The sequence below is a fragment of the Mesorhizobium sp. M0904 genome (genome assembly GCF_040319475.1).
Taxonomy (GTDB): domain Bacteria; phylum Pseudomonadota; class Alphaproteobacteria; order Rhizobiales; family Rhizobiaceae; genus Mesorhizobium.
This window is the reverse complement of record NZ_JAMYOC010000007.1, coordinates 12,787-25,229: the sequence shown is the minus strand read 5'-3', so window position 1 is coordinate 25,229 and position 12,443 is coordinate 12,787. Positions and strand designations below refer to the sequence as shown.

16 protein-coding genes are annotated in these 12,443 nt (G+C 63.9%); 5 read left to right on the top strand and 11 right to left on the bottom strand.

The features are described from left to right. Window positions 1-65 precede the first annotated feature (65 nt). Window positions 66-977 (top strand): LysR family transcriptional regulator, encoded by a 912-nt coding sequence (locus tag NKH80_RS09315; RefSeq protein ID WP_352650941.1) that lies wholly within the window; start codon window positions 66-68, stop codon window positions 975-977. Here NKH80_RS09315 and NKH80_RS09310 read toward each other — a convergent pair. The 4 genes from NKH80_RS09310 to NKH80_RS09295 all read right to left on the bottom strand — a co-directional run bounded on the left by NKH80_RS09310 (window position 935) and on the right by NKH80_RS09295 (window position 3,867). After that, entirely contained in the window at window positions 935-2,116 is a 1,182-nt protein-coding gene (locus NKH80_RS09310) for an MFS transporter (protein ID WP_352650939.1), read from the bottom strand. The two genes, NKH80_RS09315 and NKH80_RS09310, sit on opposite strands and share 43 nt — an antisense overlap. 146 nt (window positions 2,117-2,262) lie before the next feature. After that, complete coding sequence (locus NKH80_RS09305; RefSeq protein WP_352650937.1) at window positions 2,263-2,724, bottom strand: cupin domain-containing protein; 462 nt, start codon at window positions 2,722-2,724, stop codon at window positions 2,263-2,265. A 10-nt stretch (window positions 2,725-2,734) separates the two neighbouring features. Then, window positions 2,735-3,043, bottom strand: coding sequence for a DUF1244 domain-containing protein (locus NKH80_RS09300; RefSeq protein WP_254816513.1), 309 nt, complete (start codon window positions 3,041-3,043; stop codon window positions 2,735-2,737). A 26-nt stretch (window positions 3,044-3,069) separates the two neighbouring features. Further along, window positions 3,070-3,867, bottom strand: a complete 798-nt coding sequence (locus NKH80_RS09295) for an N-formylglutamate amidohydrolase (RefSeq protein WP_254816514.1) — start codon at window positions 3,865-3,867, stop codon at window positions 3,070-3,072. A 267-nt stretch (window positions 3,868-4,134) separates the two neighbouring features. Here NKH80_RS09295 and NKH80_RS09290 point away from each other — a divergent pair, with 267 nt between their 5' ends. The 3 genes from NKH80_RS09290 to NKH80_RS09280 all read left to right on the top strand — a co-directional run bounded on the left by NKH80_RS09290 (window position 4,135) and on the right by NKH80_RS09280 (window position 7,316). Then, window positions 4,135-4,599, top strand: coding sequence for a DUF1036 domain-containing protein (locus NKH80_RS09290; protein WP_502894192.1), 465 nt, complete (start codon window positions 4,135-4,137; stop codon window positions 4,597-4,599). After that, a complete protein-coding gene (gene pyk / locus NKH80_RS09285) occupies window positions 4,596-6,026 on the top strand; it encodes a pyruvate kinase (RefSeq protein ID WP_352650936.1) in 1,431 nt (476 codons plus the stop codon). The genes NKH80_RS09290 and pyk overlap by 4 nt, the downstream gene beginning before the upstream one ends. Before the next feature lie 207 nt (window positions 6,027-6,233). Continuing rightward, complete coding sequence (locus NKH80_RS09280; protein ID WP_352650933.1) at window positions 6,234-7,316, top strand: NAD(P)H-dependent flavin oxidoreductase; 1,083 nt, start codon at window positions 6,234-6,236, stop codon at window positions 7,314-7,316. Between the two features lie 94 nt (window positions 7,317-7,410). Here NKH80_RS09280 and NKH80_RS09275 read toward each other — a convergent pair whose 3' ends face one another. Both NKH80_RS09275 and ykgO read right to left on the bottom strand, forming a co-directional pair. Continuing rightward, window positions 7,411-8,010, bottom strand: a complete 600-nt coding sequence (locus NKH80_RS09275; protein WP_352454860.1) for a tetratricopeptide repeat protein — start codon at window positions 8,008-8,010, stop codon at window positions 7,411-7,413. A gap of 95 nt (window positions 8,011-8,105) precedes the next feature. Beyond that, entirely contained in the window at window positions 8,106-8,231 is a 126-nt protein-coding gene (ykgO, locus tag NKH80_RS09270) for a type B 50S ribosomal protein L36 (RefSeq protein ID WP_006203764.1), read from the bottom strand. 235 nt (window positions 8,232-8,466) lie between these two features. Between ykgO and NKH80_RS09265 the strand changes: the two genes are divergently transcribed. Next, a complete protein-coding gene (locus tag NKH80_RS09265) occupies window positions 8,467-8,889 on the top strand; it encodes a lysozyme inhibitor LprI family protein (protein WP_352504986.1) in 423 nt (140 codons plus the stop codon). A 91-nt stretch (window positions 8,890-8,980) separates the two neighbouring features. Here the strand turns inward: NKH80_RS09265 and NKH80_RS09260 are convergent, their stop codons facing one another. The 5 genes from NKH80_RS09260 to NKH80_RS09240 form a co-directional block, all read right to left on the bottom strand. Next, window positions 8,981-10,057 carry a 5-(carboxyamino)imidazole ribonucleotide synthase gene (locus NKH80_RS09260; protein ID WP_352991149.1) on the bottom strand — a complete coding sequence of 359 codons (1,077 nt, stop codon included), beginning with the start codon at window positions 10,055-10,057 and terminating at the stop codon, window positions 8,981-8,983. Continuing rightward, window positions 10,054-10,551, bottom strand: a complete 498-nt coding sequence (gene purE, locus NKH80_RS09255; RefSeq protein WP_352504988.1) for a 5-(carboxyamino)imidazole ribonucleotide mutase — start codon at window positions 10,549-10,551, stop codon at window positions 10,054-10,056. Before purE ends, NKH80_RS09260 begins: the two co-directional genes overlap by 4 nt. Window positions 10,552-10,675: 124 nt before the next feature. After that, a complete protein-coding gene (locus NKH80_RS09250) occupies window positions 10,676-11,509 on the bottom strand; it encodes an anti-sigma factor family protein (RefSeq protein ID WP_352821103.1) in 834 nt (277 codons plus the stop codon). After that, window positions 11,506-12,066, bottom strand: a complete 561-nt coding sequence (locus tag NKH80_RS09245; protein WP_352991145.1) for a sigma-70 family RNA polymerase sigma factor — start codon at window positions 12,064-12,066, stop codon at window positions 11,506-11,508. The genes NKH80_RS09250 and NKH80_RS09245 overlap by 4 nt, the downstream gene beginning before the upstream one ends. 25 nt (window positions 12,067-12,091) lie before the next feature. Then, window positions 12,092-12,439 carry a cupredoxin domain-containing protein gene (locus NKH80_RS09240; RefSeq protein WP_352991140.1) on the bottom strand — a complete coding sequence of 116 codons (348 nt, stop codon included), beginning with the start codon at window positions 12,437-12,439 and terminating at the stop codon, window positions 12,092-12,094. Window positions 12,440-12,443: the final 4 nt, after the last annotated feature.

Genomic DNA, 12,443 nt, shown 5'->3' with positions numbered 1-12,443 from the left:
TGTTGTGGCCTCTTCGCAAGCGAATGAAAATTGACTAAGGCTGGCGTTCTGATATTCAATTTTGAATGGATATCGATTGGAACCTGATCAAGAGTTTCGTCACGGTGGCGGAGACCGGCAGCCTGTCTGCCGCCGCGCGAAAACTTGCCGCAAGCCAGCCGACGCTCGGCCGCCACATCGCCGAGCTGGAACAGGCGCTCGGCGTCACCCTGTTCCGGCGTGGGCGGCGTGGCTATGCGCTCACGGAAGCAGGCAGCACGCTCTTTGAACAGGGTCGCGCGGTGAGCGAGCAGGCGAGCGCCTTTTCGCTGCTGGCGCTGGGATCGGTCGAGGCGATAGAGGGTACGGTGCGCATTGCCGCCAGCGAAGTGGTGGCCGCCTATGTGCTGCCGGAAATGATGGCGAGGCTTGGTTTCGAGGAGCCGGGCATCGAGGTCGAGATCGTCGCCTCGAACCAGGTCGAGAATCTGCTGCGTCGCGATGCCGATATCGCCATTCGCATGGTCAAGCCGGCGCAGAATGAACTGGTCGCGCGCAAGGTGACCGACATTCCGCTCCGCGCCTGCGCGGCAAAATCCTATCTCGACCGGCGTGGCCGTCCGCGCGAGGCCCGGGATCTCGCCGGCCATGATCTGGTCGGCTTCGATCGCAGCGATGAGATCATTCGCGGCTTTGCCCAGTTCGGCGTCCCGCTCGCCCGCAATGCCTTCCGCTTCAGGACCGATAATCAGATCGTGCTGTGGGAAGCGGTGCGGTCGGGAAACGGCATCGGCTTTGGCCAGGAGCCGCTCGCCGACCGTGATCCGCTGGTCGAGACAGTGCTGCCGGGTCTCCCGCTGCCGACGCTGCCGGTGTGGCTCGCCATGCACCGCGACGTGCGTACAAGCGTCCGCATCCGCCGCGTCGCGGATTTCCTCTACGAAGAGCTCAAGCGCTATTCAGCCGGTGCTGGCTCGGCAGCAAATTCAGCGCGGTGAGCGAGGCCGGCCATCAACAGCACGACGATCAGCAGCCCGGACAGAGCGACGAAGATCGGGCCGAAGCTCGAGTGTTCGGCGATGAAGCCGATCGCCGACGGCGCCACCAGAATGCCTGAGTAACCCATTGTGGTGACGACGCTCATGCCGGTGCCGGACGCCATGCCCTCCTGGTTGCCGCCGGCCGAAAAGATGATCGGCACCATGTTGGCAATGCCGAGACCGCAAAAGGCGAAGGCGGCAATGGCGAGCCAGGGCGAGGGAGCCAGCCCGGCCACCAGCATGCCGGCAGCAGCGGCAAGAGCCGAGGCGCGCAACGTCGTAACGGCACCGAAACGGTTGCGGACGCCATCACCAAGGAAGCGCATGACGGCCATGACACCGGAAAAGGCGGCGTAGGCCAGGCCTGCGATGGCAAGATCGGCACCGAGCTCCTGCCTGAGATACAGCGCCGCCCAGTCGAGCACCGCACCTTCGGAGATCATCGTCAGCAGCGCCATCAGCCCAACCAGATAAACCAGCGGGTTTGCCGGCAGCGCGAATTTGTGGTGCTCGGCGACTGGGTGCTTGTCCTCGGCGATCAGGTAGCGGATCGCTACGGCGATGACGGCAAAGGCAAGAGCCGTCACCACCGTCGCATGCGCGAGGTGACCGTAGTTCTGGATGGCGAAACCGCCCAAGGCGCCCCCAGCGAAACCGCCAAGGCTCCAGAAGCCGTGCGAGGACGACATAATGGCACGGGACAGCCGCCGTTCGACTGCCACTGCGTTGGCATTCATGGCGACGTCCATGCCGCCGATCGAACCGCCGAAGATGAACATGGCGATTGCCGCCAAGGGCACGTTGGGGGCCAGAGCCACAACCAACAGGCCGGAGCTGCCGGCAAGTCCGAACCAGCGCAGCACAGTGCGCGAGCCATGCTTCGAGATCAGATGGCCGCACCAGGTCATGGCGGTTACGGCCCCGGCCCCGAACAACAGGATCAACAGGCCGAGCGTGAATTTGCTGATGTCCAGCCGGGTGAGGAACACCGGGATCTGCGGCGCCCAGCTCCCGGTCAGGAAGCCATTGGCGAGGAAGATGCCGGCCACTGCCCAGCGTCCACGAATCGCGGTCTGCGTCATTTTCTGCGCGTCCATCGGGTAGAATCCGGTCCGGAAATGGCTTCGCGCGGCAAATTAGATCGATTCAATTCACAGTCAAGCGCTCTTTGCCGAAAGTGCTTGGACCAGACGCGACGTCCTCTCGCGTCGGCCAACCATCTCGGCGGTCCACTCCGAAATCCTTACGGCTCGGGATAAGGCGCGCCATCCTTGTGCACAAACCGGCCATCAGCGTTGGTGCTCATCATGTCGATGTCGGAGCAGGTGGCGACGTCGTCGGGCCAGCGCGAACCGACTTCGAGATAGATCGCCATCGCGCCCGATTTATTGATCATGTGATGGCCGTTGCCTGATCCTTTCGGAAAGGCCGCGCAATCACCGGCGCGCAGCACCGTCTCGCCGGCATCTTCGACGAGCGTCAGCTCGCCTTCAAGCACGTAAACGAATTCGTCTTCGTGCGAATGCCAGTGGCGCTGGCTCGACCAGTTGCCCGGCGGCAGGCACATGAGATTGATACCGAAGTCGGTGAGCCCGCCTGCGTTGCCCAGCCGCTGCCGCACGCGTTCGGCACAGGGTGCATCGAACGGCGGTGGATAGGATGAGCCCTTGCGTCCGGGCACGTCGGCAACGTCAATCTTAGGCACGGCGTCCTCCCTAGTGATCCCTGGGGCGCCTTGCCTCGAACTCGGCCTTCTTGGCATCGGAGGCTTCGATCTGGTTCAGTGCCTGCCACTCGGCATAGGGCATGCCGTAGATGATCTCGCGCGACTGTTCCTTGCTGAGTTCGACACCCTCGGCCTGCGCCGCATCGCGGTACCAGTTGGACAGGCAGTTGCGGCAGAAGCCGGCGAGGTTCATCAGGTCGATGTTCTGCACGTCGGAACGCTCGCGCAGATGCGCAACCAGCCGGCGGAAGGCAGCGGCTTCGAAATCGCGCTTTTGTTCGTCGCTGAGTTCGGTCATGTCTTTGGCGTCCCTTGGGCCTTCCGTCACACCGGTCCGGTGCGCGAGCCGAATATTTTCACCGCATGTATATCGGCACGTCGATCGATCGCGTCAACGATCGGCGCCAGCCGTTCGGCCCAGTCGAGGGCACCCTTAAGGTCGGCGATCAGGTCCTGGCGGATCTCGAGCAGCGCATGGGCAAATCCGTTGACGATGGCGTGCCTGAACATGGTATCGCCGCGCAGTGCGCCGTCATAGGGTTCGTTGTCGCCGACGATGAGGCTCTTGTCCTTGGCGAGCATGTCGATCAGCGGCCGCGCAACGCGATCGTCGAGATCCCATAATATGCCGACGTGCCACGGCCGCACGAAGCCCTGCATGGTCGGTGTGAAGGAATGCACCGAAAAGATGAAAGGTGCCTGCGCGGACGCTTGCGCCACCGAGGCGATCATGGCGCCGACGGCATCATGATAGGGGCGGTAAAAGCGGTCCAGACGTCTTTCGCGTTCCTCCGGCGCCATGGGATAATTTCCCGGGATGATGGTGCCGTCATAGAGCTGGCGAATCAGCGTTGGATCGTCCTCGCCGCGATTGGGATCGATCAGCAGCCGTGAAAAATTGGCAAGCACCGCCGGAACGCCGAGCAGACTTGCGAGTTCGCGGGTTACAGTCTCGACGCCGATGTCGTAGGCGATATGGCGGTCGAACTCCGCCGCTGGCAGGCCAAGGCTGCCATATTCCTCCGGCAGGTCGCGGCGAGCGTGATCGGCCAAAAGCACCATGCCGCGCTTGCGGTCGCCTTCGACGATGTCGAAAGGCGCGAAAACTGTGGATCGGGTCATCGGCGGGAAAGGTCTGTTCGCGGGCTTCCTGGGAGGGTGGTATCGTCATTCCACGAAGAGAACGCTTGCGCAATGCCGTTGTTTAGCCACGGTTTCTGCAAAAAACTGAGCGGGGGCGACCGCAAGCGCGCCGGAGCCTTCTAAATCGATTGGAATTGGACAGATCGGCGCGTTGACATGCGTACGGACTTTTCCGAAAAGGGGCGTTGAGAGATGCAAATGTGGTTCTTGAGGGGTTTCAGGATGGGTTTCGCCGGCAGGCTGCGTGTGCGCCATGCCTTGGCCATGCCGCTCCTGATACCGGCAATGGGCCTTTTCGCGGTGATCACGGCCTCGCCGGCACGGGCCGATTTCCGGGTCTGCAACGCCACGCAGAACCTGGTAGGCGTCGGCATCGGCTATCGGGCCAAGGCCGGCTGGATCACCGAAGGCTGGTGGCACATCGAAGGATCGAGCTGCAAGACGCTGATCGAGGGACCGTTGTCATCAAGGTTTTACTATCTTTATGCAGAAGACGCCGAGCGCGGCGGACGCTGGGATGGCCCGATCAACATGTGCGTGGCCGAAAAAGAGTTCAAGATCGCCGGCGTTACCGACTGCGTCGCCCGGGGCTTTCAGCGCGCCGGATTTCAGGAATATGACACGGGCGAGCAGGCAAGCTGGATGGTCCAGCTGACTGACGAGCCCGCAACGGATGGCGCTGCAGCCGCCCCGGGAACAAACAGTCAATGAGACGCAGCCGCAAGGTCAAGATCCTCGCCACCATCGGTCCGGCCTCCTCGTCCGAGGAGATGCTGAAGAAGCTGTTCGAAGCCGGCGCCGACGTGTTCCGGATCAATATGAGCCACACCGACCATGAATTGATGCGGACGCTTGTCGGCCGCATTCGTGCCGTCGAGGAGGTGGTCGGCCGGCCGATCGGCGTTCTCGCCGACCTGCAAGGGCCAAAGCTGCGCGTCGGTAAGTTCGCCAACGGCAAAGAAGTGCTGACCGTCGGCCAGACCTTCACGCTCGACGACAATCCCGAGCCCGGCAATTCGAAGAGGGTCTACCTGCCGCATCCCGAAATCCTGCGTTCGGTCGAGGCCGGTCATCGCCTGCTGATCGACGACGGCAAGCTCGAGCTCAAGGCGGTCAGCAGCAACGGCCAGGCGATCGTCTGCACCGTCGTCGCCGGCACCACCATTTCCGACAAGAAGGGCGTCAGCCTGCCCGACACCGACCTGCCGGTCGGGGCGCTGACGGAAAAGGACCGCCGGGATCTTGACGCGGTTCTGGCGACCGGCGTCGACTGGGTGGCGCTGTCCTTCGTGCAGCGGCCCGAGGACCTGGCCGAAGCGCGCAAGATCGCGCGCGGCCGGGCGCTGATCATGGCCAAGATCGAAAAGCCGCAGGCCGTCGCCCGGCTGGCCGAGATCATCGAGCTTTCGGATGCGCTGATGGTCGCCCGCGGCGATCTCGGCGTCGAGATGCCGCTCGAAGCCGTGCCTGGCATTCAGAAGCAGATCACCCGCGCCGCCCGCCGCGCCGGCAAGCCTGTGGTGGTTGCCACGCAGATGCTGGAATCGATGATCACCGCGCCGGTGCCGACCCGCGCCGAAGTCTCGGACGTCTCGATCGCCGTGTTTGAAGGCGCCGACGCGATCATGCTTTCGGCGGAGTCCGCCGCCGGCGCCTACCCGGTCGAAGCGGTGGCGATGATGAACCGGATCGCCACCAAGGTCGAAACCGACCCGACCTACGCCGGCATCATCAACGCGCAGCGCTCGGAACCGGAAGCGACCGGCGCCGACGCCATTTCGCTTGCTGCCCGCGAGATCGCCGAGACGCTGAAGCTGTCGGCCATCATCACCTACACGGCCTCGGGTACAACCGGCCTGCGCGCCGCGCGTGAGCGGCCGCAAGTGCCGATCGTCGCATTGTCGCCGATCCTCAACACGGCGCGGCGGCTGTCGCTGTTGTGGGGCACGCATTGCGTCGTTTCTCCCGATGCCATCGACCTCGACGATATGGTCGATCGCGCCTGCCGCATCGCCTTCGACGAAGGTTTCGGCAAGCCCGGCGACCGCGTCATCATCACGGCCGGCGTTCCGCTCAGGACGCCCGGTTCGACCAACATGCTGCGCATCGCCTATGTCGGATCGGAAGTCGGACGCTAATGCCGGCGGCGGCTGGCGGATCGGCCGGCTGCATGGCGCGTCGTAAACACGGCGCCAGCCCGGCGCATCGACGGCAGTCGGGTTAGGATCGACGCCGAACTCCGCCAGCTTGCATCGGCCTGCAGCCGGCGGTTCGAAGGTCCTGTTCGACTTGAGCTGGAAGTCAGTTAAGCTAATCTCTCCTGGGAGAAAGAGGAGGGTGATCCAATGTGGATGCGCACTGATCTTCTGGAACTCCTCGGCATTGAGCACCCGATAATCCAGGCGCCGATGAGCGGCGTCACCACACCGGAACTCGCGGCGGCGGTCAGCAATGCCGGGGCACTAGGCTCGCTCGGATGCGGCATTCTGCCTGCGGCGGCTATCCGCGAGCAGCTCACGGCGACACAGCACGCCACCAATCGTCCGGTCAACGTCAACTTCTTTGCGCACCCGGCGCCGGCACGCGATGATGCGGCTGCCCAAACTATGCGCGACCGCCTTCGCGGCTGCTATGAGGAGGTCGGCCTCGGACCGGTGCCCGAGCCGGGCGAGCCCTTCCCCACCTTCGATCGTGAGCGTCTCGAAATTGTGCTTGAGCTGCGCCCGAAGGTGGTCAGCTTCCACTTCGGCCTACCCGACACCGCAATTGTGCAGCAGTTGAAAGCGGCTGGCTGTACTGTCTTGTGTTCGGCTACCACCGTCTCGGAAGCGCGCCAGCTTGAGGCAGGAGGAGTGGACGCCATTATCGCCCAGGGATACGAGGCCGGTGGGCATCGCGGCACGTTCACTGGCGACCCTGCTATCGGCACAGCCGGCACCATGGCCCTCGTACCGCAGATTGTTGATGCCGTGCGGGTGCCTGTAATTGCCGCCGGCGGTATCTTCGACGGTCGCGGCATTGCTGCCAGCTTTGCACTTGGTGCATCTGGTGTGCAGATCGGCACGGCTTTCCTGGCCTGTCCTGAAGCCAATGTGCAGCCAGTTTATCGCGCAGCATTGCGCTCGGCCAACGACGAGAGCACGTCGGTGACTCGCTGCTTCACTGGCCGCCCAGCGCGCGTGGTGCGCAACCGGTTTGTGATGGAAATGGCTGGTGAGGAAGATGCTGCGCTGGCGTTTCCGCTACAGGCGAGTCTGGTCATGCCGCTTTCGATGGCGAAGGATGAAAGCAAGCGGGCTGACTTCTTGCCCATTTGGGCCGGGCAGGGCGTTGCGAAGCTGCGGCAGATGCCGGCCGCCGCGCTTGTGGAGAAACTCGTCACGGAAGCAAGCGGCGTAGATCGGGCCTATAGGGGAGTAGGGGAGTAGGGGAGTAGGGGAGTAGGGGAGTAGGGGGCATGCGTTCCGCAGTGCAATCTACACCACTCACATACTGCCTTACTCCCCTATTCCCCTACTGGCCTCAAATGCCTTCGCCGGCAAGCTCCTCGGAAAGTGCGGCGACCTGGTCCTGGGCGCTGCGCATCATCGGGTAGATGCCGAGAACGCGCTGCCAGGCCTCGAGTGCCGACTGCTTGTGGCCGGTTTCGGCCATGATCTGAGCCAGGCCCGAAAGCGCGCCGAAATGGCGTGGTTCGAGCTGCAGGGTGCGGTCGATGTCCGCCATCGATTTCCCGTAGTTCTTCATCATGAAATGAACAGTGGCGCGCCGGTTCCAGCCTTCCGCATAGGTCGGCTGCAAAGTCACCACCTGATCGAGGAAGTCGAGCGCGACATCGAATTTCTGGTTTTCGATCGCCTTCTGCGACCATTGCATCATCAGGTCGATAGAGGCGCTGCCCGACTGGGACCACTCGCTGCCGATCCGTCCGGCGATGCGCTCGGCCGCCTTTTCATTGCGTTCGCGCTTGAGATCGGCAAATAGCTGATCGAGCCGCGCCTGTTTCGTCTTGACGACCGGAGGCGCTGTCGGCGGAGTTGTGGTCGGATCTTCAGCCCACGCCGGCAGCGAGACAGCGCCGGACACGAGGAAAGCCGTGAAAAATGCAAAAAGAATCCGCATCGCGGGAATCTAGCCCCCGACGCCGGATCGTCAAACTGAAATTTAGCGTGAGTGTCGTATCATGCGAACGGAGGCGCGCAGCCTCCGTCGAAAACTCAACCCTGGCGCGCCTTGTAGCGCGGCGCGGTCTTGTTGATGATGTAGATGCGGCCCTTGCGACGAACCAGCTGGTTGTCGCGGTGACGCGCCTTCAACGCCTTGAGCGAATTCTTGATTTTCATGGTCTTGCCCGTCGGTCTGGGCCCGGTCACGGGCCGAATTATTAAGGCGCGCCCACAGACGCGCCTTTGAACTGTGCGTGGCTCATAGACGAGGAGCGTTGCCCGTGTCAACCGCAAGCGCGTTGCCTAAACGATACGGACCGTTTCGTATCATCAAATATCCGCCACTGGCGCCTTGCGGCATTGCGCAGGCTTGCGACGGCTGGAATGATGCGGTTGCGAATTGGAGATCGTCATGCGCCGAATTCTTGTGTCCGCCTGTCTTGTCGTCCTCGCGGCAGGCTCTGTTGCCCATGCGCAGGAATGCGACCGCAATGACGACAGCCAGCAGATGATGAACATCTGCGCCGACGCGGACTACAAATCCGCCGACGCCAAGCTCAACAAGGCCTACCAGGATCTCATCGGCGGAAGTGACGCAAAAGCCAGGAAGCTGTTGCAGACGGCGCAGCGCGCCTGGATCGCTTTTCGCGACGCGGAATGCAGCTATTCCGCCGCGGACAGCGAAGGCGGCTCGATCTATCCGATGCTGATATCGGAATGCCTGACGCGGCTGACCGACGATCGCACCAAGCAGCTCACCGCCGATTCGACCTGCGCAGAAGGCGATGTGAGCTGCGCCAGCCCCGACGAGGACGAGAGCGGCGACATCCAGTAAGCGTAGGTTCTAACGTTGTGTTTGAGCATGATCTTTTCCGATACCGGATTCCACTTTTCGCTAGCGCGGACCTTCGGTTCGGGATCATGCTCTAGCTGCGGCGGCTCACGCGCGTAAAATGGCCCATCTTGCGGCCGGGCCGCGCCTCGGCCTTGCCATAGAGGTGCAGCATCAGATCGGGCTCGGCGAGCAGCTCAGGAACGCGCCGGATGTCGTCGCCGATCAGGTTTTCCATGACGCAGTCGAACTGCCGGGCGGGACTTCCCAGCGGCAGGCCGGCGACGGCGCGGATGTGCTGCTCGAATTGCGAGATGGTGCAGGCGGCCTCCGTCCAGTGACCGGAATTGTGGACGCGCGGCGCTATCTCGTTGACCAACAGCGAACCGTCGGCAAGGACAAAGAATTCGACGCCGATGACGCCGACATAGTCGAGCGCTGCAAGGATCTCCGCCGCCGCCGTTTGAGCCGCAGCCGCCGTCTCGGATTCTACTCCGGCCGGCAGCGTCGAGCTGTGCAGAATACCGTTGCGATGGACATTCCACGCTGGATCGTAGGCGGCGAGCGAGCCGTCGCTGCCGCGCGCGGCGATCACCGAAACCTCGCGCTCGAAGGTGACGAAGGATTCCAGGATCAACGGCACGTTGCCCATCGCCTCGCAAGTGCCGGCAAAGCCGCCTGTTTCCATGTTGCGGAAGACACGCTGGCCCTTGCCGTCATAGCCCATGCGGCGCGTCTTCAATATGCCGCTGCCGTTGAACTGTTTCAGCGCAGCCGTCAGTTCCTCGTCATTGTCGACGGGACTGAAATCCGCGGTCGGTATGCCGATACCGTTGAGGAATTTCTTTTCCGCCAGCCGGTCCTGCGCCACTTCCAGTGCGCGTGCCGGCGGATAGACCGGCACCGTAGAGGCAAGTGCCGCGGCAGCCGCGACCGGAACGTTCTCGAATTCATAAGTAACGACGGCACTGGCCGCAGCCAGCTCGCCAAGCGCGGCCGCGTCGTCGTAGGCGGCGACGACCTGCCGGTTGGCGACCTGTGCCGCCGGGCAATCCGGCTGCGGCTCCAGCACGACGATGCGATAGCCGAGGCGGGCCGCGGCCATCGCCAGCATGCGGCCCAGCTGGCCGCCGCCGATGATGCCGATGCTCGATCCCGCCGGCAGGCTCACGGCGCGTCCGTGGGCTCGGCGGCCACCTTGGCGGTCTGCGCGGCGCGCCAGCTATCCAGCCGGGCGGCGAGCTTTTCGTCGCTCAGCGCCAGCACCGCGGCGGCGAGAAGGGCAGCGTTGGCAGCGCCGGCCTTGCCGATGGCCAAAGTGCCGACCGGAATGCCGGCCGGCATCTGCACGATTGATAGCAGCGAATCCTGGCCCGACAGCGTCTTTGATTCCACCGGCACGCCGAGCACCGGCAGCGGCGTCATCGCCGCCGTCATGCCGGGCAGATGCGCCGCACCCCCGGCACCGGCGATGATCACCTTGTAGCCGGCCGCCTTGGCGCCCTTGGCGAACTCATAGAGCCGGTCGGGCGTGCGGTGGGCCGAGACAATCAGCCGCTTGTGCGAAATGCCAAGCGCCTCAAGCGTTTCGGCGGCGTGGCGCATCGTCGCCCAGTCGGACTGGCTGCCCATGATGATGGCGACGTCGGCGCGGTGATCGTCCAAGCTTCTGCTCTCCGGCGGCAAAGGCGCGCATTAGCGGAAATCGAGGGGAGCCGCAAGGATGGCCGGAAACGGCAAAGCCGCTTGTGCCGTCTGCGTGGCTACGCACATGGACTTGGGCGGTCTGTCATCGGGCGGCCGCTGCTCGGAAGCGGTTGACGAAGTCGTCAAGTTCAGGCCGTTCGGTATCGGAAATCGCCCAGTAGGAAAAGGCGCTGTCGCTCCAGTGGACCAGCGAGAAGCCACCAGCAGAAAGATCGACCGGTCCGGCTGTCGAGCCGGTTTCCTCGGGCGCGGCGACGAGAGTGATCAGGTGCTCGCGGTGCCTGTAGACCAGTGCCGGCACTGGCTGGTCGGCGATCACCTCGACTCGGCCGCCGAGCAACGCGAAGCCGTCACTGGCAAGGTCAGGTGCCGGCGGCGACAGGCCGACCCTGCCATCCAGCCAGGGTTTGACCGTGTGCCGGTCCGACGAGACGACGTCCACCGGGCTGGCTGCCAGCAGGCTGCGGCGGTGGCCGTTGGCGACCGCGGCGGCAAAGCTGTCGGGCGCCCTGCTCAGCATCATCCACTGCGTCGCGCCGCTGGCCAGCACGGCGGTAACGACGATCGACGCCGCCAGCGCGCGCCAGTCGAACGCGCCAAATCGGTGCACGGCTCTGTGTGCCGGCGGCACTCGAGCGGCGGGCGCCGGCGCCGGCAGCACTTTCTCCGTACCGGCTGTCCCGATTGCAGCGATGCGAGCCTTGAAATCCTCACGGACATCGAGCCTCGGCAGCCCGCTGACGACCGTCTGCAGCGCAACGATGCGGGCATGCTCGGCGGCGAGCGCCGGGTCGGCGGCGATGCGTCGCTCGACAGCCAATGCTGCCGCTGCGTCGAGCTCGCCATCGACCAAGGCATGGATCATCAGCGCCACGCCCGCCGGGTCATCGGGCAGTCCATCGTTGTGCGCGCTCATAGCGCCCTCCCAAGTTGGGATATCAGCAGACCGCGCGCCCTCGCCAGCCGCGACATCACCGTGCCTAGCGGCACGCCAAGCAGCGTCGCGATCTCGCGATAGCTGAGGCCGTTGACGTCGCGCAGCACCACAGTCTCGCGAAATTGGTGCGGCAGCGCGGCGATCGCCGCCTCGAGTGCGGCCGTGTCGGCCTTGGCGATCAGGCTTGCCTCAGGATTATGCGTATCCGGCAGGCCGGCGCCATATGCAGCCGTCATGTCATCGAGGTCGCTCAGGTCGCCGACGGCGACGATACTGCGCGGCCGGTTGCGCGCCAGCCAGGAGTAAGAGGCGTTGCGCACGATCGCCAGCAGCCAGGCGCGCGCATTGCCGCCGGCATAGCCGGCGATGCCCGCATGCGCCTTCAAACAGGCCTCCTGCACCACATCCTCCGCATCGGCGGCGTTGCCCGTCAGCCAGCGGGCAAGCGCAAGCGCATCCGCGAGATGGGGCAGAACCACCTCGCGAAAGCGCTCGGTCGCGGCCTCTTGGTTCAACACCGTCGCATCGCCCGGCATTCCGGGCAGAACCTTCCGAAAATCCTCACGGAGCGACGGTGATCCTGCCCTGCATGTGCGGGTGAAGCCCGCAGAAATAGGCATAGTCGCCCACTTTGGTGAAGGTGAAGGCATATGTGTCACCGGTGTCAAGCGCCTTAGAGCGAAACGAGGCATCGTTGGCGACCACCAGATGCGGGATGTCGTCGTCATTCTCGAAGGTCACGGTAGTGCCCTGCTTTACCGTCAGCATCGTCGGTGTGAAGGCAAAGTTCTCGATCTTGACCGTTGGCTGGTCTGCTGCGTTCAGTGGCATGGCAACCATTATCAGGATCGCCGCCAAACCAAAGGTGACAGTGGATACGACCAAGACGCGGGATGGGAAGCGGATCATCGCA